This is a genomic window from Actinoplanes sp. NPDC051537, assembly GCF_055586105.1.
The window spans coordinates 84,556-107,433 of record NZ_JBVJIU010000021.1 but is presented as its reverse complement, the minus strand read 5'-3'; the positions used below and the strand labels follow the sequence as shown (position 1 = coordinate 107,433).

The 22,878-nt window shown below is 71.9% G+C and carries 18 protein-coding genes; 6 read left to right on the top strand and 12 right to left on the bottom strand.

Annotated features, from left to right (window positions below; translation table 11 throughout):
- Positions 1-6: 6 nt before the first annotated feature.
- Together ACZ6TB_RS39910 and ACZ6TB_RS39905 are read left to right on the top strand one after the other, a co-directional pair.
- Complete coding sequence (locus ACZ6TB_RS39910; protein WP_465564097.1) at positions 7-1,380, top strand: serine hydrolase domain-containing protein; 1,374 nt, start codon at positions 7-9, stop codon at positions 1,378-1,380.
- A 266-nt stretch (positions 1,381-1,646) separates the two neighbouring features.
- The gene (locus ACZ6TB_RS39905) at positions 1,647-2,384 is read left to right on the top strand and encodes a MerR family transcriptional regulator (protein WP_465564095.1); all 738 of its coding nucleotides are present in this window, start codon (positions 1,647-1,649) and stop codon (positions 2,382-2,384) included.
- 206 nt (positions 2,385-2,590) lie between these two features.
- Here ACZ6TB_RS39905 and gatB read toward each other — a convergent pair whose 3' ends face one another.
- Positions 2,591-4,084 (bottom strand): Asp-tRNA(Asn)/Glu-tRNA(Gln) amidotransferase subunit GatB, encoded by a 1,494-nt coding sequence (gene gatB / locus ACZ6TB_RS39900; RefSeq protein WP_465564092.1) that lies wholly within the window; start codon positions 4,082-4,084, stop codon positions 2,591-2,593.
- A gap of 123 nt (positions 4,085-4,207) precedes the next feature.
- Here gatB and ACZ6TB_RS39895 point away from each other — a divergent pair, with 123 nt between their 5' ends.
- On the top strand, positions 4,208-5,632 hold the full coding sequence (locus ACZ6TB_RS39895) for a M1 family metallopeptidase (protein ID WP_465564089.1): 1,425 nt from the start codon (positions 4,208-4,210) through the stop codon (positions 5,630-5,632).
- 3 nt (positions 5,633-5,635) lie between these two features.
- Here ACZ6TB_RS39895 and gatA read toward each other — a convergent pair whose 3' ends face one another.
- From gatA to ACZ6TB_RS39850, 9 genes are all read right to left on the bottom strand, one after another.
- On the bottom strand, positions 5,636-7,099 hold the full coding sequence (gatA, locus tag ACZ6TB_RS39890) for an Asp-tRNA(Asn)/Glu-tRNA(Gln) amidotransferase subunit GatA (protein ID WP_465564086.1): 1,464 nt from the start codon (positions 7,097-7,099) through the stop codon (positions 5,636-5,638).
- 1 nt (position 7,100) lies between these two features.
- Entirely contained in the window at positions 7,101-7,400 is a 300-nt protein-coding gene (gene gatC / locus ACZ6TB_RS39885; protein ID WP_465564308.1) for an Asp-tRNA(Asn)/Glu-tRNA(Gln) amidotransferase subunit GatC, read from the bottom strand.
- Between the two features lie 427 nt (positions 7,401-7,827).
- The gene (locus tag ACZ6TB_RS39880; RefSeq protein WP_465564083.1) at positions 7,828-9,963 is read right to left on the bottom strand and encodes a putative bifunctional diguanylate cyclase/phosphodiesterase; all 2,136 of its coding nucleotides are present in this window, start codon (positions 9,961-9,963) and stop codon (positions 7,828-7,830) included.
- A gap of 674 nt (positions 9,964-10,637) precedes the next feature.
- Complete coding sequence (gene ligA / locus ACZ6TB_RS39875; RefSeq protein ID WP_465564306.1) at positions 10,638-12,875, bottom strand: NAD-dependent DNA ligase LigA; 2,238 nt, start codon at positions 12,873-12,875, stop codon at positions 10,638-10,640.
- A 96-nt stretch (positions 12,876-12,971) separates the two neighbouring features.
- Complete coding sequence (locus tag ACZ6TB_RS39870; RefSeq protein ID WP_465564080.1) at positions 12,972-13,973, bottom strand: uroporphyrinogen decarboxylase/cobalamine-independent methonine synthase family protein; 1,002 nt, start codon at positions 13,971-13,973, stop codon at positions 12,972-12,974.
- Positions 13,966-15,069, bottom strand: a complete 1,104-nt coding sequence (gene mnmA / locus ACZ6TB_RS39865; protein ID WP_465564078.1) for a tRNA 2-thiouridine(34) synthase MnmA — start codon at positions 15,067-15,069, stop codon at positions 13,966-13,968. The genes ACZ6TB_RS39870 and mnmA overlap by 8 nt, the downstream gene beginning before the upstream one ends.
- Before the next feature lie 21 nt (positions 15,070-15,090).
- Complete coding sequence (locus ACZ6TB_RS39860) at positions 15,091-16,269, bottom strand: cysteine desulfurase family protein (RefSeq protein ID WP_465564075.1); 1,179 nt, start codon at positions 16,267-16,269, stop codon at positions 15,091-15,093.
- A 90-nt stretch (positions 16,270-16,359) separates the two neighbouring features.
- The gene (locus tag ACZ6TB_RS39855; RefSeq protein WP_465564072.1) at positions 16,360-17,286 is read right to left on the bottom strand and encodes an electron transfer flavoprotein subunit alpha/FixB family protein; all 927 of its coding nucleotides are present in this window, start codon (positions 17,284-17,286) and stop codon (positions 16,360-16,362) included.
- A gap of 11 nt (positions 17,287-17,297) precedes the next feature.
- Positions 17,298-18,074, bottom strand: a complete 777-nt coding sequence (locus ACZ6TB_RS39850; protein ID WP_465564069.1) for an electron transfer flavoprotein subunit beta/FixA family protein — start codon at positions 18,072-18,074, stop codon at positions 17,298-17,300.
- A 351-nt stretch (positions 18,075-18,425) separates the two neighbouring features.
- Here ACZ6TB_RS39850 and ACZ6TB_RS39845 point away from each other — a divergent pair, with 351 nt between their 5' ends.
- The 3 genes from ACZ6TB_RS39845 to ACZ6TB_RS39835 are packed head-to-tail and all read left to right on the top strand — an operon-like array spanning position 18,426 to position 19,491.
- Positions 18,426-18,812, top strand: coding sequence for a YidH family protein (locus ACZ6TB_RS39845; RefSeq protein ID WP_465564066.1), 387 nt, complete (start codon positions 18,426-18,428; stop codon positions 18,810-18,812).
- The gene (locus ACZ6TB_RS39840; RefSeq protein WP_465564063.1) at positions 18,809-19,108 is read left to right on the top strand and encodes a DUF202 domain-containing protein; all 300 of its coding nucleotides are present in this window, start codon (positions 18,809-18,811) and stop codon (positions 19,106-19,108) included. The genes ACZ6TB_RS39845 and ACZ6TB_RS39840 overlap by 4 nt, the downstream gene beginning before the upstream one ends.
- 38 nt (positions 19,109-19,146) lie before the next feature.
- Complete coding sequence (locus tag ACZ6TB_RS39835; protein ID WP_465564060.1) at positions 19,147-19,491, top strand: PLDc N-terminal domain-containing protein; 345 nt, start codon at positions 19,147-19,149, stop codon at positions 19,489-19,491.
- 3 nt (positions 19,492-19,494) lie between these two features.
- Here the strand turns inward: ACZ6TB_RS39835 and ACZ6TB_RS39830 are convergent, their stop codons facing one another.
- Both ACZ6TB_RS39830 and ACZ6TB_RS39825 read right to left on the bottom strand, forming a co-directional pair.
- On the bottom strand, positions 19,495-21,117 hold the full coding sequence (locus ACZ6TB_RS39830) for an acetolactate synthase (protein WP_465564057.1): 1,623 nt from the start codon (positions 21,115-21,117) through the stop codon (positions 19,495-19,497).
- A 41-nt stretch (positions 21,118-21,158) separates the two neighbouring features.
- Entirely contained in the window at positions 21,159-22,868 is a 1,710-nt protein-coding gene (locus ACZ6TB_RS39825; protein WP_465564056.1) for an Hsp70 family protein, read from the bottom strand.
- Positions 22,869-22,878 lie beyond the last annotated feature (10 nt).

Sequence of the window (22,878 nt, the reverse complement as noted above, 5' to 3'; positions counted from 1 at the left end):
GTCGGCATGGACATCAAAGCCTTCTGCTCATCAAACGGCGTTCCCGGCTACGTGGTCGGCATCTACCGGGCCGGCGAGCTCGAGATCCGGACCCACGGCGTCGCCGACGTCACCACCGGCGAGCCGATGCGCCCCGACACCCCCTTCCTGTTCGGCTCGATCACCAAGGTCATGACCACCACGCTGGTGCTCCAGCAGGTCGAGCGGGGCGTGCTCGACCTCGACGCCCCGGTCGTCCGCTACCTGCCGGAGTTCGAGCTCGCGGTCCCCGGCGCGGCCTCCAAGATCCTGGTCCGGCACCTGCTCAGCCACGACAGCGGCATCGACGCCGACCTGTTCTTCCCCGACGCCGCCGGCCGCGACGCCCTGAAGATCTACCTCGACGGCCTGCGCGCGTGCGGCACGCTCTTCGAGCCCGGCGAGTACGTGAGCTACTCGAACGGCGGCATGATCGTCGCCGGCCGGCTGCTGGAGGTCGTGACCGGCCTCCCGTACCCCGAGCTGCTGAAGCGCGACGTCTACACCCCGGCCGGCATGTCCGGCTCGTCGACCTCGGCCGTCGCCGGCGCCGCGATCGGCCACTTCCCCGACCCCGCAACCGGCCGCCCGCGCCCGACGTCGATGTTCCGGCTCCCCGAGACGTGGGGCCCGGCCGGCGCCACCCCGCTCGGCCCGATCGCCGACCTGATCGCCCTGGGCCGCATCCACCTGAACGGCGGCGTGGCCCCCACCGGCGCCCGCGTGCTGTCGGAGTCGTCGGTGGCCGCGATGCACACGGTCAGCCACGACATGGGCGTGCCGAACGTCCCCCCGGTCGGCCTGGGCCTGCTGCTGGTCCCGTTCGGCGACGTCACGGTCCTGTCGATGTCGGGCGCCTCCCCCGGCGGCGTCGCGGTCCTGGCCGTGGTGCCGTCCCTCGACCTGGTCTTCGCCGCCTTCGGCAACGCACCGCAGGCGCTGGCCCTGCACGACGGGCTGCTGCTGTCGCTGATCCGCGAGCACGTGCCGGTCACGTTCCCGCCGATCGCCCCGGTGGAGGCCGACCTCGCCCGGTACGCCGGCACATACCGCTCCCACCAGCTGCGCGTGGACGTTCGGGTGGTCGACGGCATGCTCGAGGAGACGATGACGTACGAGCCGGCCTCTCGCGCCCAGGAGAGCATCTTCACGAAGTTCGCCGGGGGCGCGTTCCCGGCGCCGCCGATGAAATGGATCCCGGTGGGCAAGGATCTGTTCGCCCCCGCGGGGCTTCCGCTCGAGACCCTCGACGGGCACGCTCGCCAGTTCCTGATCTCGTACGTGGGTGATGAGGACGGGCGCCCGACCCATCGCTGCGCGGGCGGCCGGATGACGCGGCGCTGCACCGACGCGGCCACGTGATCCGCCGGGTGCTCCCGTGAGCGGCCCACAACTCTCGGCCCACGGCCCACCCTCTGCGGGTGGGCCGAATTCAACCACCCACGACCGACACTTTCAGCGCGTCTTCCACAGGCGGCCGCTCGACCCGGGAGCCCGCCCAACAGCCCACCAGCGCCCGGCCCACCCTCTGTGGGCGGGCCGAATTCAACCACCCACCACCGACACTTTCAGCGCGTCATCCACAGGCGGCGGGTGGCGCCCCGCCCCGAACGCACGACGGTGACACCATGGAGAACATGAGCGACGAGGCGAGGCGGCTGATCACGATCGGCCGGCTCGCCGAGTACGCCGGCGTCACGATCAAGGCCGTCCGCGTCTACCACGAGCGCGGTCTGCTTCCCGAGCCCGAGCGTGACTCGTCCGGCTACCGCCGCTACGACGCCGGCCACGCGATCCAGCTCGTCAAAATCAAGACGCTGGCCGACGCCGGGGTGCCGTTGGCCCGCATCAAGGAGCTGCTCGCCGCGCCGGCCGGGGAGTTCGCGGCCGCCATCGCCGAGATCGACGACAACCTGCGGAAACGGGCCGAAGAGATCCGCCGCACCCGGCGCCGGATGGCCGAGCTCCGGGCCGGCGAGCGCCTCTTCGTCTCCGCGCCGGTGGCCGACTATCTGGACCGGCTGCGCGCCCTCGGTATCAGCGACCGCACCGTCCATCTCGAGCGCGAGGTCTGGGTCCTGCTCCAGGCGGTCTCCCCCGACCAGGCCGCCGATTGGGTCGCCGACAAGCTCGCGGCGATCGAGGACCCGGAGTTTCAGGCGCTCTACCGCGACTACGACGCCGCCTTCGACTGGTCGCCCGACGACCCGCGTCTGCCGTCCCTGGCCGCCCGGACCCGCACCTGGTACCTCGCGCATGCCCCGGAGTCGCCCCCGCCGCCCGACCCGACGATCTCCCGCCTGGCCGCCGCGTCGATCAGCGACTCACCCGCCTGGGCCCGCATAGCAAAGCTGGCCCGAGGCTGACAACGCCGACCGAGCGACCCAAGGCCGAGCGACCCAAGGCCCAGCGACCCAAGGCCCAGCAACTCAAGGCCCAGCGACCAAGGCCGGCCAAGCGCCCGAACGCCGGACGAGCGAGCCGAGGCGACTCAAACCGGCCGAGCGGCCCAAGGCCGGCCAAGCGCACCAAGGCCAAGGCCCAAGGCTCAAGGCCCAAGGCCAAGCGGCCCCTACGACAAGCGCGCCAAAATCAGGTCGCGCACGGTCTTGGCGTCCGCCTGCCCCCGCGTCGTCTTCATGACCGCGCCGACCAGTGCGCCCGCCGCTGCCACCTTGCCGTCGCGGATCTTTGCGGCGATCTCCGGGTTGGCCGCGATGGCCTCGTCGACGGCCGCCGTCAGCGCGCCCTCGTCGTTGACCACCTCGAGCCCGCGAGCCGCCATGACCTCGGCCGGCTCGCCCTCGCCGGCCACGACGCCCTCGAGCACCGAGCGGGCCAGCTTGTCGTTGAGCTTGCCGTCGTCGACCAGCTTCTGCAGGGCCGCCACCTGGGCCGGCGTCGCGCCCACGGCGCCGATCTCGACGCCCGTCTCGTTGGCGCGACGGGCCAGCTCGCCCATCCACCACTTGCGGGCGCCGGCCGCCGACGCACCGGCCGCGATCGTCTCCTCGATCAGCTCGACCGCGCCCGCGTTGGCCACGGACTGCATGTCGGTCTCGCTGATCCCCCACTCCTCGCGCAGCCGGGCCCGCTTCACGCTCGGCTTCTCGGGCAGGGCCGCCTTCAGCGCCGCCACCCACTCCGGGTCGGGCGCGATCGGCACCAGGTCGGGCTCGGGGAAGTAGCGGTAGTCGGTCGCCTCCTCCTTGGACCGGCCGGGGCTGGTGTCGCCGCGGTCCTCGTGGAAGTGGCGGGTCTCCTGGATGATGCGGCCGCCCTCGTCGAGCACGCCGGCCTGCCGGATGATCTCGGAACGGACCGCGCGCTCGACCGAGCGCAGCGAGTTCACGTTCTTCGTCTCGGTGCGGGTGCCCCACTCGGCGCCGGGCTTGTTGAGCGAGGTGTTGACGTCGCAGCGCAGCGAACCCTGCTCCATGCGCACGTCGGAGACGCCGAGCGAGCGGATGATGTCGCGCAGCTCGCTCACGTAGGCGCGGGCCACCTCGGGGGCGCGGTCACCGAGGCCGGGCACCGGCTTGGTCACGATCTCGACGAGCGGAATGCCGGCCCGGTTGTAGTCGACGAGCGACTCGGTCGCGCCCTGGATGCGGCCGGTCGCGCCGCCCACGTGCAGCGTCTTGCCGGTGTCTTCCTCGAGGTGCACCCGCTCGATGCCGATGCGGTACTGCTTGCCGTCGATCTCCACGTCGACGTAGCCGTCCGTGCACAGCGGCTCGTCGTACTGCGAAGTCTGGAAGTTCTTCGGCATGTCGGGGTAGAAGTAGTTCTTCCGCGCCATGCGGCACCACGAGGCGATCTCGCAGTTCAGCGCGAGGCCGATGCGGATCGTCGCCTCGATGCCGGCGCGGTTGGCCACCGGGAGCGCGCCGGGCAGACCGAGGCACACCGGGCAGACCTGGGTGTTGGGCTCGGCGCCGAACTCGGTGCGGCAGCCGCAGAACATCTTGGTCTGCGTGCCCAGCTCGACGTGGGTCTCCAGGCCGATGACCGGCTCGTAGCGCGCGAGAGCGTCCTCGTACGTCGGCAGGGCAGTGGTGGTCATTGCGGTGAGCTCCCAGACTGGATCCGGTGATTCGGGCTCAAGCCTAATGGGCCCCACCGACGGAATTTCCGCCGACCTCGCGCTGCCCCCACCGGGAGTGATCATTTGACTAAGGTCCCGCCCATGCACCGCACCCTCTTCCTGGTCGCGGCCCTCGTCGTCGCGGGCTGTGACAACAAACCGGCCGCAGCCCCAACGCCGAGCGTCGCCCAGAGCGCACCCGCAACAAAAGGCGCGACAACCAGCGAGGGCAGATCGACCCCGGTCAAGGACCCCGTCTACCCCCAGCACGGCAACCCCGGCCTCGACGTCCTGCACTACGGCCTCGACCTCGGCTGGGACACCAAGACGTTCACCGGCACGGCGACCATCCAGATCCGCCCGACCGCCGACGCCGCGAGCATCGAGCTCGACTTCAAGCCGTACACGCTGGACAAGGTCACCGTCGACGAGCAGCCGGTGGCCGGCGCGACAGTCAAAGCCGAGCGGCTGCAGGTACCCATCGCGGTCACCAAGGACAAGCCGGTGACGCTCGAGGTGGCGTACCACGGAATCCCCAGCACCACCCCGATGCCCTCGCATCGCGGCGACGCCGAGCCCCTGGGCCTGACGGTCACCAAAGACGGCGATCTCTGGACCATGCAGGAGCCGTACGGGGCCTTCACCTGGTACCCGGCCAACGATCAGCCCTCGGACAAGGCCCTCTACGACGTGAAGGTGACCGTGCCGGCGGGCTACTCGGCGATCGCCGCCGGCACGCCTGGCGAAACAACGGGCACCACGTTCACCTACCGCAGCGACGTCCCGATGGCGTCGTACCTGCAGACCCTGGCCGTCGGGAAGTACCGGAAGATCAGCGCCAAGGGCCCGAGCGGCACGCCGCTGACGTACTGGTACCGCCCCGGCGCCGACGACAAGCTGCTGCCCTCGCTGCGGAAGTCCCCGCAGTTCCTGACGTTCCTGGAGAAGCGGTTGGGGCCGTACCCGTTCGCCACCGGCGGCATCGTGGTGGTCGACTCCGAGTCCGGCATGGAGACCCAGCAGATGGTCACGATGGGCGGCCGGATCAAGAAGCTGGACGCGGCCGGCTTCGAGGAGGATCTGCTCCATGAGTACGCGCACCAGTGGTTCGGCGACGCGGTGACCACCTCGAGCTGGCAGGACCTGTGGCTCAACGAGGGCTGGGCGACCTACGTGCAGTACCTCTGGGAGCAGGAGCTCTACCACTTCAGTGACACCGAGCTGGAGGACTATCTGCGCAAGTCCGACGCCGAGCTGCGGGCGAAGCTGGGACCGCCCGGTCATCCCCGGGCGGCCAACTTCGCCGAGAGCAACGTCTACATCTGCCCGGCCGCGATGCTCAAGCAGCTGAACGACGCGCTCGGCGACACGCGGTTCTTCGCGCTGGCCACCGCGTGGGTGCAGACGCAGAAGGGCAGCCAGCAGGACCGGGCGTCGTTCATCGCGTTCGTCAACAAGCAGACCGGCAAGGACTTCACCAAGATGATCAACTCGTGGCTGGACTCGAAAACGACGCCCCGATCCTGACCGTCAGAGTTGCGGCGGGGTGAAGGTCCCGACGGCGGACTCGAGCGCCGCCGCCACCCGGTACATCCGGTCGTCGGCCATCGTCGGCGCCATCACCTGGAAGCCGACCGGCAGCCCCTCGGAGAGCCCGCACGGCACCGAGATCGCCGGTCCGCCGTACAGGTTCGTCGGGATCGTGAACAGGTCGGCCAGATACATCTGGTAGGGGTCCGAGGTGCGCGACCCGAACGGGAACGCCACGAACGGCGTGGTCGGCGAGACCAGCACGTCGACCCGCTCGAACGCCTGCTGGAAGTCCCGCGTGATCAGCGTGCGGACCTTCTGCGCCTGCCCGTAGTACGCGTCGTAGTAGCCGCTGGACAACGCGTACGTCCCCAGGATGATCCGCCGCTTGACCTCGGGCCCGAAGCCGGCGTCCCGGGTCAGCGACATGACCTCCTCGAGCGACCGGTTGCCGTCGTCGCCGACCCGCAGGCCGTAGCGCACGCCGTCGAAGCGGGCCAGGTTCGACGAGCACTCGCTCGGGGCGATCAGGTAGTAGGCGGGCAACGCGTACTCGAAGTGCGGGCAGGAGACCTCGACGACCTCGGCGCCCAGCTTGACCAGCGCCTCCAGCGACTCGCGGAAGGCGGCCACGACGCCCGGCTCGGAGCCGTCGCCCGCGAACTCCTTGACCAGGCCGAGCTTGACGCCGGTCAGGTCGCCGCTCGCGCCGAGGCGGGCCGCGCCGACCACGTCGGGCACCGCCTGCGGGATCGAGGTCGAGTCGCGCGGGTCGTGCCCGGCGATCACCGAGTGCAACAGTGCCGCGTCCTCAACCGTGCGCGCGCACGGACCCGGCGTGTCGAGCGACGACGAGAAGGCGATCAGCCCGTATCGCGACGTGCCGCCATAGGTCGGCTTGGCCCCGACGGTGCCGGTCACCGCGCCCGGCTGCCGGATCGAGCCGCCGGTGTCGGTGCCGATCGCCAGCGGCGCCTCGTAGGCCGCGATCGAAGCCGCCGACCCGCCACCCGAGCCGCCCGGGATGCGCCCGAGGTCCCACGGGTTGTGGGTCGGCCCATACGCGCTGTATTCGGTGGAGGAGCCCATCGCGAACTCGTCCATGTTGGTCTTGCCGAGCATCACCGTGCCGGCCGCCTGAAGCCGCTCGACGATGGTGGCGCTGTAGGGCGGACGCCACCCCTCGAGGATCTTCGACGCCGCGGTGGTGGGCACGCCCTTGGTCGCGATCACGTCCTTGACCGCGACCGGCACGCCCGCGAGCGGCCCGCTGACCTCGCCCTTGTCGACCTTTTCGGCGGCCTGCAGCGCACCTTCGCGGTCGACATGGAGAAACGCGTGAACGCGCGCGTCGACGGCCTCGATGCGATCGAGATGAGCCTGCGCCACCTCGACGGCCGAGACCTCCTTGCTCTTGATCTTGCTGGCCAGCTCGGCCGCCGACATCCGGATCAGATCGGTCATCTCAGGCCTCCTCGTCCAGGATCCGCGGCACCCGGAACCGGCCCTCGAACGCATCGGGCGCGCCGGACAGCGCCTCTTCCTGCGTGAGACACGGCTGCGGCACGTCGTCGCGATAGACATTGGTCAGCGGCACGGAGTGTGAGGTGGGCGGAATGTCGTCCGCGGCCACCTCGCCGACCCGCGCCACCGACTGCAGGATCACGTCGAGCTGCCCCGCGAACTGATCCAGTTCCTGCTCGGTCACGGCGAGCCGCGACAGGCGCGCGAGATGCGCGACCTCTTCGCGGGAGATGGCCATGATTCTCTTCTTTCTCTGGTCCGACGCTGACGGGAGGAGTCTATTTCGACCCCCCGACAGGTTTTCCGCCGGGACCACGAACGTCACCCGTCACATAAAGATCAAATTCATCATGTCGTGCGTGGGCGGTGTGTGCGGACCGTCGCTCCCGCCGGGACCCGGGCGGGCCGAGCAGGGCGCTGACGCGCCCAAAACGCTCGACCCACCCGGGCGACCTGCGTGAGTGGTCACGCCCAAGGCACCCCGCGATTGTCGCCAACCGCAGGCGGGACCTGCCCGAGCAACCACGTTTGCGCAGGTGGGGTGTAATGCCAAGCCCCGTATATCCAACTATATCGATTGCCGAGCGCGGCCCGAAACGGCCCCGCCGGTAGCGTCGACGCCCCGCGTGGGGCCGGCCCGAAAGCGCGAACGAAAGGTGCGGCCGGCTTCAGGTGGGCGGGCCCGGCAACGCGACGGGGGTGCGGCCCGGGCGGATCGGGCGGTACTTCGCGAGCCAGTTGTTCAGCTCGTCGGGGGGCATCGGCCGCGCGTGGAACCAGCCCTGGGCCGCGTGGCAGCCGGCCTCGGCCAGCAGGCGCCACGTGCGCTCGTCCTCGACGCCCTCGGCCACCGCGCGCAGGCCCAGGGCCTCGGCCAGGTCGATCACCGAGCGGACGATCGCGGCGTCGCCCCGGTCGGTGGCCATGTCCAGGACGAACGAACGGTCGATCTTCACTTCGGCCAGCGGCAGCCGGCGCAGGTGCTGGAGCGACGAATACCCGGTGCCGAAGTCGTCGAGCGAGATCGCGACGCCCATCCGGTCCAGCCGGGTGATCGTGTTGAGCACCCGGTGCGGGTCGGCCATGAGCGCGCTCTCGGTGATTTCCAGCTGCAGAAGGTCGGCCGGAACGGCGTACTGGAGAAGCAGTTCCTCCACCCGGTCGGCGATGCCACCCGCATGCAGATCGCGCGCGCTCACGTTGACCGCGGCCCGCAGGGGCCGTCCCGCCTCGCGCCAGATCGCCAGCTGGCGCACCACGTCGTGCAGCACCCGCTGGGTCAGCAGCCGCATCACCGGCGTCGGCTCGGCGACCCGGATCAGCTCCTCCGGCCCGACCAGCCCCCGCTCCGGATGCTGCCACCGCAGCAGCGCCTCCACCCCCACCACCTCGCCGGTCGCAATGGCGATCTGCGGCTGGTAGAAGAGCATGATCCCGTCGTCGGGCGCGCCCTCCCGCAACGCCCGCCGCAGGTCCGCGAGCAGCGTCAGCCGATCGGGCGAGTGATGGGCCGCGTCCGGCCCGTAGACCGAGATCTGGTCCCCGCGCTGCTTCGCGTCGTACATGGCGGCCTCGGCCTCCCGCAGCAGAACCGCGCAGTCGTCGCCCGGCGACCCCTGCAGCGCGATCCCGATCGAGGCGCTGACGTCCACGGGCAGCCCGTCCAGCGCGAACGGCCGGTTGAGCGCCTCGGCCAGATGCGACGCGATCCGCCGGGCCTCCGGCACCCCGTCGACCCGGTTGGCGAGCACCGCGAACTCGTCCCCGCCGAGCCGAACCACCAGATCGTGCTCCGGCACGACCTCGGCCAGCCGCCGCGCCACCTCCACCAGCAGCCGGTCACCCACCCGATGCCCGAGCGCGTCGTTGACCGTCCGGAACCGATCGAGGTCGAGAAGCAGAAGCGCGCGCTGCATCCCGTTCCGTTCCCCCCGCCCCCGCCGGTCGCCTGCGCTTCCCCACCCCCGGGCGTCGTTCACCGAGGCCTGAAGCGCCCGCCGGTTCGGCAGCCCCGTGAGCGCGTCCACCCGAGCGGCCCGCTCGGACTCGCCCGCCGACCGCACCATCCGATGCACCGCGTGCAGCGCGAGCAGCACCAGCGGCACGAACGCCAGCCCGACCTGCGCGGTCGCCAGCACCACCGGCCCGAGCAGCAGAAGCGCCGCGGTGGCCAGCACCTCCACCCCGTGCCGCCGCCCTCGCATCCGCCGCCGGTGCGAGTTGACCCGGGCCACCAGGGCCGCGATCCCGTACCGAGCCAAAATCCAGGCCACCGCCGCCGCGACGGTCAGCAGCGCGTCGTCCCAGTCCGGCTCGGGCCCGATCCGCAGCGACACCAGCGCCGCGACGCCGGCCGCGGCCCCCAGAGCCACCGCATGCTGCAGCGCAAGATGAAGCGTCCGCCGCACGGCCAGCCGCATCCGCATGCCGGCCACGGTCACCGCCACCACCTGCACGGCCAGCGCCGCCTCGATCCCCCAGGCCAGCGCGATCGCAAAGGTGAAGCAGATGGACGGAAGAATGACCGAACTGGCCCGCCGACCGGCCAGGACGTAGGGCCGCGCATCGACCACCACGGCGAGCACCGCCATCAGCCAGTAGGCCCCCGGCAGCCCTCCGAAGAGGTCCCGCCCGAACACCCACAACACCGCGTCGACCCCGACCGCAATCCCCGCCGTGATCGCCAGCGCCCGCCGCCGCTCGGCCGAGACCCGCCACTCCCGCCCACCGCTCCGAGCCGCGGAGGGTTCGCTCTCGGCCACGCCGTCACCAAGCGCGCTGTTGCGCGGACGTGCGACGTCCATGCGACCTCCACAGTGGGGATCTTCCAATGGTTTTCACCATAGATCCGCATTGTCCGTTGGCCGCTAAACCGCTTCGGCGTTATCAAATCGGCATAAGCCCTCAAACGCTCAATGTTCACAAATTACCCCGAACGGGTGACCCACCGCCCCTCACCAGCGCAGAGGCCAACCTGACGCCGCCGCAGACCACCACGCGCAGCCACGGGTTGGACGACGCCGGCGCGGACCACCACGCACGGCTGCGGGTTGGTTGACGCCGCCGCGGACCCCCCACACGCGGCGCGGGTGAAGGCCCCCGGACGACACGGCGCCGCACGAGAAGACCGCAGCACGTCCCGCAGCCGCGCGAGAAGGCCGCAGCACGCTCCGCAGCCGGACGACAGGGCCGCGGCAAGCCCCGCGGCCGGGTGGTAGGGCCACAGCGAGCTCCGCAGGCAGCACCGCCCAGCAGCCGCACACAAAGCCGCCGCGGAAGGCCAACCAGCACCCAAAGGCCAAGCCCCACTCAAGCCGGGCGGCACCCCGCAAAGGCCGCACGCCTCCGCCCAGCCACGCGACGCGGACTCCGGCCAGGCGGCACGGACTCCGGCCAGGCGGCACGGACCCCGGCCAGGCGGCACCAACCCCGGCCAGGCACCAACCCCGGCCAGGCGCGGACCCCGGCCAGGCGGCCCTCAGCTCTCGGCCGGGACCTCCGGCGCAACCTCGGCCACCGCCCGCGCCGCGTCGGGGCCCTCCGACAAGAGCACGCCAAACCCCGCGTCATCGAGGACCGGGACCTTCAGCGACAAAGCCTTGTCGTATTTGCTGCCGGGGTTGTCGCCCACCACCACGAAGGCCGTCTTCTTCGAGACCGAACCGCTCACCTTGCCACCGCGGGACGTGACGGCCTCGGTGGCCTGGTCTCGCGAATAGCTGGCCAGGGTGCCGGTGACGACGAACGTCATGCCCTCGAGCGGGCGCGGGCCCTCGTCGACGCGCTCGTCGGCCATGCGGACGCCGGCCTCTCGCCACTTGCGGACGATCTCGCGATGCCAGTCGACGGTGAACCACTCGCGGAGGCTCTCGGCGATCGTCGGGCCCACGCCCTCGACCGCGGACAGGACGTCGGGCTCGGCCTTGGGCTTGCGCTTGGCGGGCTCTTCCGACGACTCGTCCACCGGCTCGGGGACGGGCGGCGGCGTGGCGATCACCCGCTCGATCGCCTCCATCGAGCCGAACTCGCGGGCCAGCGCCTGGGCGGCGGTCGGGCCCACGTGCCGGATCGACAGGGCCACGAGCACGCGCCAGAGGGGCTGCTCCTTGACCTTTTCCAGGTTGTCGAGCAGGCGCACCGCGTTGCTGCCGAGGCTGCCGTCCTGGTTGACGAAGAACGGGGACTCGCGCAACTGGTCGGCGGTGAGCGCGAACAGATCGCCCTCGTCGCCGATCACGCCGGAGTCGAGCAGCGCCTGGCCCGCCTTGTAGCCCAGCACCTCGATGTCGAACGCGCCGCGCCCGGCGAGGTGGAACACCCGCTCGCGCAACTGCGCCGGGCAGGAGCGGGTGTTGGGGCAGCGGATGTCGATGTCGCTCTCTTTGGCCGGGGCCAGATGCGTGCCGCAGGCGGGACAGTCGGTCGGCATCACGAACGCGCGGGCGTCGTCGGGCCGCAGGTCGATCACCGGGCCGAGCACCTCGGGGATCACGTCGCCGGCCTTGCGCAACACGATCGTGTCGCCGATCAGCACGCCCTTGCGCTCGACCTCGCGCGCATTGTGCAGCGTCGCCTGGGCCACCGTCGAGCCCGCCACCTTGACCGGCTCGAGGATCGCGAACGGGGTCACCCGGCCCGTGCGGCCGACGTTGACCGCGATGTCGAGCAGCTTGGTGGTGACCTCTTCGGGCGGATATTTGTACGCGATGGCCCAGCGCGGCGCCCGGCTGGTCGTGCCGAGCCGGCCCTGGATCGACACCGAGTCGCACTTGACCACGACGCCGTCGATCTCGTGCTCGACGTCGTGCCGGTGCTCGCCGTAATACGCGATGTACTCATGGACGCCGGCCAGGCCGTCGACCAGTTTCCACCGCTCGCTCGTCGGCAGACCCCAGGCCTTCAACGCTTCGTACGCATGAGACTGCGACGTCGGCGTGAACCCGACCCGGGCCCCGATGCCGTGCACCACCATGCGCAGGCCGCGCGACGCCGTGATGCGCGGGTCTTTCTGGCGCAGGCTGCCGGCGGCGGCGTTACGCGGGTTGGCGAACGGCGCCTTGCCCTGCTCGACCAGCGACGCGTTGAGGTCGGCGAAGGCCGAGACCGGGAAGTAGATCTCGCCGCGCACCTCGAGCAGGTCGGGCGGGTCGTCGCCGGCCAGGCGCTCCGGGATCTCGCGGATCGTGCGGACGTTGGGCGTGACGTCCTCGCCGGTGCGGCCGTCGCCCCGGGTCGCTCCGCGGACGAGACGACCCTTCTCGTACGTCAAATTGATCGCGAGTCCGTCGACCTTGAGCTCGCAGATGAACTCCACCGGGCCACCCGCGTCGCGCACCGTGCGCTCGGCCCACGCGCCCAGCTCGTCCTCGTCGAAGACGTTGTCGAGCGAGAGCATGCGCTCGGCGTGCTGCACCGGGGTGAACGTGGTGGAGAACGTGCCGCCCACGTTCTGCGTCGGGGAATCGGGCGTGCGCAGGGCCGGGTATTCCGCCTCGAGCGCCTCGAGCTCGCGCAGCTTCTTGTCGAACTCGGCGTCGGAGATGGTCGGCGAGTCGAGCACGTAGTAGCGATATTGATGACCACGCAGCTCGTCGGCCAGCTCGGCGTGCCGGGCGCTCACCTCGGACGTCGGGTCCTTGCCGGCGGCGGCCTCCTGCTCGGGCGTCGGCCGCCCGGAGGCGAGCTCCTCGGCCGAGGACCCCTCGTCACGCTGCACATCCGCCTTGTCGGCCACCGGAACCTCCGTCTCGCTTCAGCTAGGAGAAACCGTAGCCCCCACCCCCGACATTTTTCGGGACGCGGCGCGGGTGGATCAGGCCTCGGCCAGGCGGCGTCCGGCCTCGTGACAGGCGGCGAGCACCGCGCGGGCGTACGGCTCGCTCGCGCCCGCCAGCCCGCAGGCCGGCGTGACGACAACCTGCTCCGGAAGCCGCGCCAGCGGGAAGCTGAGCCGGGTCCACAGCTTGGTGATCCGCTCGGCCACATGCTTCCCGGTGACGGCGGCGCCGGCGGCGCCGGTGGGCCGGGTGGGCGCGGCGCCGGCGAAGAGCCCGATGCCGGCCTCGATCGCCTCACCCAGCGGATCAAGATCTTCGAGCAACGAGAGGTCGAGCGCGACGGCGGCGGCCCCTGCATCCCTGAAGACCTGCAGAGGTACGTCCGGAGCACAGCAATGTGCGACGACCGGCACCCCGACCGCTTCCGCCACGGTGCGCATCGCCGTCGCCGCGTCCGCGACGTCGACCGGCCGGTAGGACCCCAGCCCGCTCTCGGTCGGCACGTGCCCGGCCAGCACGACGGGCAGCGACGGCTCGTCGAGCTGGAGCAGGATGGTCGCGCGCGGCAGCCGCTTGCGCACCTCGTCGACGTGCCGGCGCAGGCCCTCGGCCAGCGAGTCGGTCAGGTCGCGCACGGCGCCCGGGTCGCGCAGCACCCGCCCGCCGATCTGCAGGTCGATGCCGGCGGCCAGGGTCCACGGTCCCGCCGACTGGAGCTTGAACGTGCCGGCGAACCCCTCGCCCTGCTCGGTCGCCTGGTCGAGGTCGCGTTCCAGCAGGTCGGCCGTGCGGCGCAGGTCTTTGCCGGGCCGCGGGGCCATCTGCCACCGGCCGGCGTAGAGCTGCACCGGCAGCTCGACCAGAAACCCGGCGGCGCGCCCGATCATGTCGGCCCCGGGCCCGCGGTCCGGCAGCTCGGGCAGGTGCGGCAGCTCGGGCAGCTCGCCGAAAACGATGCGCTGCGCCTCGGCGATGTCGGTGCCGGGCAGCGACCCGATCCCGGTGGCCGCGCCGACCGGCCAGGCGAACTCAGGCATGAGCCACCGCCGGGAAGTCGGCCGCCGGGACACCGGCCGTGATCGTGGCCGAACCGAGCACGACGTCGCCGGCCGGATCACGTCGGTACGCCACGATCGCCTGGCCGGCCGCCACGCCTCGCGCGGGCTCCCGCAGCCGGGCCGTCAGGACGTCTCCCTCGACGGTCACCAGCGCCGGCACGACCTCGCCGTGCGCCCGCAGCTGCACGTCGCACTCCACCGGCGTCGGCGTGCCGTGCCAGATCACCTTCGACCCGGTCACCACGTCGACGGCGAGCGCCTCGCGCGGGCCGACGGTCACGGTGTTCGTCTTCGGGGTGATCGACAGCACGTAACGCGGCCGTCCGTCGGCGGCCGGAACCCGCAGATCCAGCCCCTTCCGCTGGCCGACCGTGTACGCGTACGCCCCGTTGTGGGTGCCGACGGTCTCGCCGGTGCGTGCGTCGACGACATCGCCCGGCGCCGCACCCAGCTTGCGCTCGAGGAAGCCCTTGGTGTCGCCGTCCGCGATGAAGCAGATGTCGTGCGAGTCGGGCTTGTCGGCGACGGCCAGCCCGCGCGCCGCCGCCTCCTCCCGCACCCGCGCCTTGGTCGAGTCGCCCAGCGGGAACACCGCCCGGTCGAGCTGCTCGCGGGTGAGCACGGCCAGCACGTACGACTGGTCCTTGCCGTCGTCGACGCTGCGCCGCAGCAGGCCGTCCGCGCCGAGGCGGGCGTGGTGCCCGGTGACCACGGCGTCGAAGCCCAGGGCCACCGCCCGGTCGAGCACGGCCGTGAACTTGATCTTTTCGTTGCAGCGGAGGCACGGGTTGGGCGTGCGGCCGGCCGCGTACTCGGCCACGAAGTCGTCGACCACGTTCGCGTGGAACTGGTCGGCCATGTCCCACACGTAGAAGGGGATGCCGATCACGTCGGCGGCACGGCGGGCGTCGCGGGAGTCTTCCAGCGTGCAGCAGCCCCGGGCGCCGGTCCGGTAGGTCTGGGGGTTACGCGCCAGCGCCAGATGCACCCCGGTGACGTCGTGCCCGGCGTCATGGGCGCGCGCGGCGGCAACGGCGGAATCGACTCCGCCCGACATGGCCGCAAGAACTCGCATGCCGCCAGCCTATCCGGGGGATCAGCGCGGCGTTTTCCAGGCGGTCGCCCGCCGGGCCCGCTCGACCGCACCGGGGAGGGCGGCGAGCAGGGCGTCCACGTCCTCGACCGTGCTCGTGTGCCCCAGCGTGAACCGCAGCGAGGACCGGGCCCGGTCGTCGTCGGCGCCCATCGCCAGCAGCACGTGCGAGGGCTGGGCCACGCCCGCCGAGCAGGCCGAGCCGGTCGAGCACGAGATGCCCTGGGCGTCCAGCAGCAGGAGCAGGGCGTCGCCCTCGCAGCCGGGGAAGCTGAAATGCGCGTTGCCGGGGAGGCGGAGGTCGTCGCCGGCGCCGTTGTAGACCGCGTCGGGGATCGCCCGCCGCACCCGGACCGCCAGGTCGTCGCGCAGGTCGCCGACGCGGGCCGCGTAGTCCTGCTGCGCCTTGACCGCCATCTCGACGGCCACCGCGAACGCCGCGACCCCGGCCGTGTCGAGGGTTCCGGACCGGACGTCCCGCTCCTGGCCGCCGCCGTGCAGCAGGGGCGTGCAGGCGACGTCCCGGCCCAGCAGCAGCGCGCCGACCCCGACCGGGCCGCCCACCTTGTGGCCGGTGACGGTCATCGCGGCGGCGCCGCTGGCGGCGAAGTCGACCGGGATCTGGCCGACGGCCTGGACGGCGTCGGTGTGGAAGGGGATGCCGGCCTCCGCGGCCGCACGCGCGAGCTCGGCCACCGGCTGGACGGTGCCCACCTCGTTGTTCGCCCACTGGACGCTGACCACCGCGATCTCGTCCCGGTAGTGGGCGATCAGCTCGGTCAGGGTGGCCGGGTCGACGCGGCCGGTCTCGTCGACCGGCAGCAGGTCGACCGTGGCGCCCTCGTGCGTGCCCAGCCAGTCGACCGCGTCCAGCACCGCGTGGTGCTCGACCGCGGAGGCGACGACCCGGGTGTGGTTCAGCGACGCCGAGCGCCGCGCCCAGAAGATGCCCTTGGTCGCCAGGTTGTCGCTTTCGGTGCCGCCGCTGGTGAAGACGACCTCGGAGGGGCGGGCGTTCAGCGCGGCCGCGATGCGCTCGCGGGACTCCTCGACCAGGCGGCGGGCGCAGCGACCGGCCGCGTGCAGGGACGACGGATTGCCGACCTCGCGAGCGGCCGCCGTGTAGGCGTCCAGCGCTTCCGCGAGCATCGGGGTGGTAGCTGCGTGATCCAGGTAGGCCATCAACAAGAAAGCTTATGCCTCGAATCGCGGACCGGCCGCAGCGGGAAATCGCAGTGAGGGTGGCACCCCTCACTGCGATGAGTCCCGTCGCTACTTGCGCTTGCGGATTTCCTCGGCGGCCTGGGGAACGACCTTGAACAGGTCGCCCACGACGCCGTAGTCGGCGAGCTCGAAGATCGGCGCCTCGGCGTCCTTGTTGACCGCCACGATCGTCTTCGAGGTCTGCATGCCGGCCCGGTGCTGGATCGCCCCGGAGATGCCCAGCGCCACGTAGAGCTGCGGGGACACCGTCTTGCCGGTCTGGCCGACCTGGAACTGGTGCGGGTAGAAGCCGGAGTCGACCGCCGCCCGGGACGCGCCGACCGCGCCGCCGAGCAGGTCGGCCAGCTCCTCGACCAGCTTGAAGTTGTCGGCGTTGCCGACGCCGCGGCCGCCGGAGACGACGATGCCGGCCTCGGTCAGCTCGGGACGGGAGCCCTTCTTCTCGGCCACCCGCTCGACCACGCGAGTCAATTTGTCCGAATCAGAAATGGTCGCCGTCAACTCTTCCACGGCGCCCGACGCCGGGGCGGCGGACGGGGTCGTCGAGTTCGGCCGGACCGTGATGATCGGGATCCCGCGGGTGACCTTCGACTTCACCGTCGCCGAACCGGCGAAGATCGCCTGGGTCGCGGTGCCGTCGGCGTCGACCGCGACCGCGTCGGTGAGCAGCCCGTTGTCGAGCTTGACCGCCAGCCGCCCGGCGATCTCCTTGCCCTCCTGGGTCGAGGCCAGCAGGACCGCGGCCGGCTGCTTCGACCGCACCAGGTCGGCGACGACCGACGCCTTGGGCGCCACCAGATAGTCGTCGACCCCGGTCGCGACGTAGACCTTCTCCGCGCCGTACTCGGCGAGCTTGGCGGTGTCGACATCGCCGAACGCCACCACCGACACCGTCCCGAGCTCGCGGGCGATGGTCAGCATCTCGAGAGAGACCTTCTTGACGCCGGCCTCGACGACAACCAATACCTCAGCCATGACCGCCCCTCTCAGACGAACTTCTCGGTGGCGAGGAACGCGACCAGCTGCGTGCCGCCGTCGCCCTCATCGGTGACCTTGGTGCCGCCGGCCCGCGGCGGGCGCGGCGCGAACTCCAGCACCTGGCTGGTCGCGCCGGCCGTGCCCACCTCGTCGGCCGAGATGCCGAGGTCGCTCAGCGACAGGGTCTGCACCGGCTTCTTCTTGGCCGCCATGATGCCCTTGAACGACGGGTACCGCGGCTCGTTGATCGTGTCCCAGACGCTGACCACGGCCGGGGTGGCGGCGGAGACGACCTCGTAGCCGTCGTCGGTCTGCCGCTCGGCGGTCAGCTGCGACCCGTCCACGGTCAGCTTCCGCGCCCCGGTCAGCGCCGCGATGCCGAGCCGCTCGGCCAGCATGTGCGGCATGACCTGCACCCGGCCGTCGGTCGACTCGGCGCCGCAGATCACCAGGTCGGCATTGAGCGTGCCGAGCGCCGCCGCGAGCACCTTGGAGGTGGCCACCGCGCAGGAGCCGCGCAGCGCGTCGTCGGTCACGTGGACCGCCTTGTCGGGACCCATGGACAGCGCCTTGCGGATCGACTCGGCGGCGGTGGCCGGACCCATGGTCAGCACCGTGACCTCGCCGCCGTGCGCCTCCTTGATCTTCAGGGCTTCCTCGATGGCGTACTCGTCCATCTCGTTGATGACGTTGTTCGCGGAAGCCCGCTCCACCGAGTGATCCGCGCCGAGCGAGCGCGGTGCGCCGGAGTCCGGCACCTGCTTCACCAAAACGACGATGTTCATCGCGCTGCTACGACCTCCTGTATTGAACGCACCGTTGCGGTCGGACCGTCGCCTCGAAGGTTACCCGTCAGTAGCTTGGCGAGGACAGCCACCCAGAGTGACACACCTCACCATGATGAGCGAAGGAGGTGTCGCATATGTCCGGCCAAATCGCTCCGCTGCTGGACGGGTATCGCCAGCCCGTCCCCCATCCTCTACCACCGAAGGGTGCGGCCGCGCCGGAGACCCATGCCCGCTCCGATCCCGACTCACCGTGGTGCCGCTGCGGCCGCCTTCGCGAACGCTGTGTCAGTGACGAAGTACGCAGCTTGTGGACGCGCCTTCTTGACCCATCCGGTCGATAATCAACCGGTGTCCGGTGGCCTGCGGCAGTGGTTCGACCCCGAGAAGCAGCCGACGGTCGGCCGCACGCCCGACTACCGCTTCTCGCTCGCCAACGAGCGGACCTTCCTGGCCTGGATCCGCACCGGCCTCGCGCTGATCGCCGGCGGCCTGGCCTGCGCCCAGTTCCTGCCGCCGCTCGGCGTCCAGCACCTGCGCGAGGTCATCGCGATCGCCCTGCTGCTGCTCGGCGGCCTGACCGCGCTGCGGGCCGTCGACCACTGGGCCCGCACCGAGCGGGCCATGCGGCTCGGCCAGGAGCTGCCCGGCTCGAAGTTCCCGGCCGTTCTCGCCCTGGTGGTGGCCGCCGGCGCCGTGCTCCTGGTGATCGCCGTCATCGTCAAGGCCGCGCGGTGACCGATCCCGGCGCCTCGGCCGAGCGCACCCGGCTGGCCTGGCGCCGGACCGGCCTCTCGGCGACCGCCGTCGGCCTGCTCGCCGCCCGCCCGGCCTTCCACCCCGACGCCGGCGTCGGCGCCTGGCTGATCGCCGCCGTCGCGATGGCCGCCTGGGCGACCCTGGTCGGGATCGCCTACCGTCGCTCGGAGGAGTTGCGGACGGCCCCGCCGAGCCCCGGCCGCCGCGCGATTCCGGTCTACGCGCTCGTGACGGTGACCCTCGCGTTCCTCGGCGGGCTGGTTGTCATGCTCTGATCCGTGCCGCACGGCTCCGGCCGAGTCATCATTGCCTCATGGTCCGGTTGTTCATCTTCCTGGCTGCCGTGCAGCTGGTCCTCTTCGTGCTGGCGCTGATCAGCGTGTTGTCGGCCGATCGTGTCCGCGGCGTGCCGCGATTCGTGTGGGTGCTGCTGATCGTGCTGGTCCCCCTGCTGGGCCCGGCCGGCTACTTCGTCTGGGGCCGGCCGGCCGCCGTCCGGCACGAGGGCACGCCCGTGCGCCGGTCCAAGGCGCGCCCGTCCTCGCCGGACGACGATCCGGATTTCCTGAGCTCGATGGACAGCGAACAGTCCCGCCGCGACCGGGAGATGCTCGCCCAGTGGGAAAAAGAGTTCAAGAACCGGGAAGAGGACAAATAGGGCTCAGGCGAGATTGGAGCTGCGGGGGTACGCGTCGGCCGGGTCGGTGAGCACATTGACCAGGTACGGGACCCCGGAGTCGAACGCGCGGGCGAGGGCGGGCCCGATCTCGGCGGCCTTCTCCACGGTCTCCCCGGCGCCGCCCAGCGCGCGCACGACGTCGTCGTAGCGGAGCCCGGGCTGCAGGTCGGCCGCGACGTCGTACCCGTACATCGCCTGCATCGGGTGTTTCTCGAGCCCCCAGATGCCGTTGTTGCCGACCACCATGACCACCGGCAGGTTCTGCCGGACCAGGGACTCCGCGTCCATCAGGGAGAAGCCGGCCGCGCCATCGCCGAGCAGCACGCAGATCTGCCGGTCCGGGTAGGTGACCCGGGCGCCCATGGCGTAACCCATGCCGGTGCCGAGGCAGCCGTACGGGCCGGGGTCGAGCCAGGTGCCGGGCCGCGAGGGCTCCAGATACCGGCCCGCGTACGACACGAAGTCGCCCCCGTCGCCGATGGTCACCGCGTCCTCGGCCAGGACCTTGCGCAGCTCGCCGTAGATGCGGGCGGGCTTGATCGGGTCGGTCTCGGCCGCCATCGCCTCGGCGTCGCGCGCCTTGCCGGCATCCTCGGCCGTCCGCAGCCCGGCGATCCACTCGGCATGATCGGCCCGTTCGCCCGAATAGTCGGCGAGAGCGGTCAGGATCCGGCGCAGATCGCCGGCGGGCGACACCGCCGGCGTCACGTGCGCGGCCCGCTGCGAGGGGGCGTCCACAATGTGCACGACCCGAGCCTCGCCGAACTCGCCGAAGCCCAGCCGGAAGTCGAGCGGCGTCCCGATCACGCAGACCACGTCGGCCTCGTTGAGCGCGGGCCGGCGGGCCTTGGCGAACGCCAGCGGGTGCGACGGCGGCAGCGCGCCACGGCCCATCCCGTTGGTGAAGACCGGCACCTGCAGCGCCTCGGCGGCGGCCCGCAGCTCGGCGACGGCGTCGCCGCCCCAGACGTCCGAGCCCGCGATGATCACCGGGCGGTCGGCGCCGGCCAGCAGCGCGGCGGCCCGGGCCACCTCGTCCGGGTCGGCCTCGAGCACCGGCACCTCGGGGACGCCGGGCGCGGCCGCCTCGCCCGAGGAGAAGACGACCTCGAGCGGCAGGTCGAGGAAGGACGGCCCGCGGTGCGGGGTCAGCGCCGCGGTGAGCGCGGCCCGGATCTCGCCGGCGATGGCGTCGGCGTCGCCGACCGTTCCCGCGTACTTGGTGATCGGGGCGACCAGCGGCACGTGGTCGAACTCCTGGAGGCTGCCCGAGCCCCAGCGGAACTGCGGCGCCCGGCCGCCGAGCACGAGGACCGGCGAGGCGTTGAAGAACGCGCTGGTCAGGCCGGATATGCCGTTGGTGACGCCGGGGCCGGCGGTGAGGACCGCGAGGCCGGGACGGCGCTGGAGCTTGGCCACGGCCTCGGCCGCGAAGACGGCGCTCTGCTCGTGGCGCACGTCGTAGATGGGGAAGCTCTCCTTGTGGGCGGCGTCGTAGAGCGGGAACACGTGCCCGCCGGAGAGAGTGAACATCTCGTTCACCCCGAACGACCGCAGCGCGGCCAGGGCGAGGTCGCCGCCGTGTCCCTCGATCACTTCTGCCATGCAAGCAACCTACCGGTCGCCACCACAAAGATGAATCGGTCTCAGATACCCAGGAGGTTGGCGATGTCGTGCAGCAGGTTGCGGGCGTCGTCGGTCAGCGGCTCGGCATTGCCGTAGCCATAAGCGACCACCAGGGCGGCGAGCGGCACCGCGATCATCACGATGACGCTGAACAGGATCTGCACGCCGCGCCGGAACCCGCCGCGCCGCTTCGGCTTGGGCGCCTTGGCCTTCTTCACCTTCGCGACCCGGGCCGGCTTGACCTTCGCGACCCGGGCCGGCGGCGGGGTGACCGGCACCGGGCGCGACGACGCCGTCTGCGGCGACGGCGACACCGGCCGGCCGGGCGAGTCGAACCGGCCACCGGAGATCGGCCGGTTCGCCGGCATCGCGGGCGACATGGGCCGGGTGGCGTTCAGCTTCGGGGTGGACCGGCCGGCCGGCGCCGGACCGTCGAATCGAGGTTTCGGCGTGGCCACCGTGGCCTGCGGATCGGGCATCCACGCGCCGTGATCGGCGTCCGGCCACGGGTCGACCGCGGGCTGCAGCCCGGTCGTGCCCGGCACGTGGGCGGCGGCCGGCGCGATGCTCGCCACCGGCACGGTCGCGATGTCGGCCCGTCCCTTGGAGACCAGCCGCAGCTCGGCGGTCGGCCCGGGCGCGGCCGGGCCGGTGGTCAGCAGCGCGGCGTCGGCCAGGATGCTGCCCTCGGCCACCACCAGCTCGGGCTGCTCGATCACCACCGGCGCCTCGCCCAGCTCGCGGTGCAGCAGGGTCGCCACCAGCGGGATCCGGCTCGCCCCGCCGACCAGGAACACCCCGGCCAGCCGCCCCTCGGGCAGGTCGGCCCAGCGCAGCAGGTTCTTGGTGATGCGCACGGTCTGGTCGAGCACCGGGCGGGCCAGCTTCTCCAGTTCGTCGCGGGTCAGGTGGACCTCGGTGTCGAGCAGCGGCACCACGAAGTCGGCGGACTGGGCGCGGGACAGCCGCTCCTTGGCGATCCGCACGTCGTCCCAGAGCTGGCGGCGGGCGCGGCGCTCCTCGACGGTGGACGGCTCGAGCAGCCGCTGCCACTCGTCGGTGCGCAGGTGCTCGACGATCGCGGCGTCGATGTCGAGGCCACCGATGTCGTCGCGGCCGTCGACGGCCATCACTTCGAAGCCGGAGGACGTACGCGCGACCACGCTCGCGTCGAAGGTTCCGGCCCCGAAGTCGTGCACCACCACGACCGAGCCGATCGGCACGTCCCGCCCGAGCACCTCGGCGAAGTAGGTCGCGGCCGCCACCGGCTCGGCGACCAGCCGCGCGCCCTCGAGCCCGGCCCGCGCGGCGGCCTCGGCCAGCAGCGAGCGGCGGGCCGCGCCCCAGGTGGCCGGGCAGGTCAGCGTGGTCTCGGGCCGCACCGGGCCGACCGCGCGGTGCCACTCCTCGGCGACCCGGGCCAGCACCGCCGCGATCAGGTCGACCACCGCGAACTCCTGGTCGCCGAGCAGCACCGTGCCGTCGTCGATGCGGCGCTTCGGGTTGGGCTCGAAGCGAGCCGGGTCGAGGCGGGCGCTGTGCACGGCGTCGCGGCCCACGTTGAGGTCGCCGCCGGGCTCGGCATAGACGGCCGAGGGCAGCAGGGGGGAGCCGTCGACCAGGATCGGGCGCGCGCGGCCGTCGGGCCAGCGCGCCACCGCGACGGTGTTGGACGTCCCGAAGTCCACGCCGAGGGCGTGCCGCTTCGGGCCCCCAGGGTCAGTGGCCATGCCGCAGAGT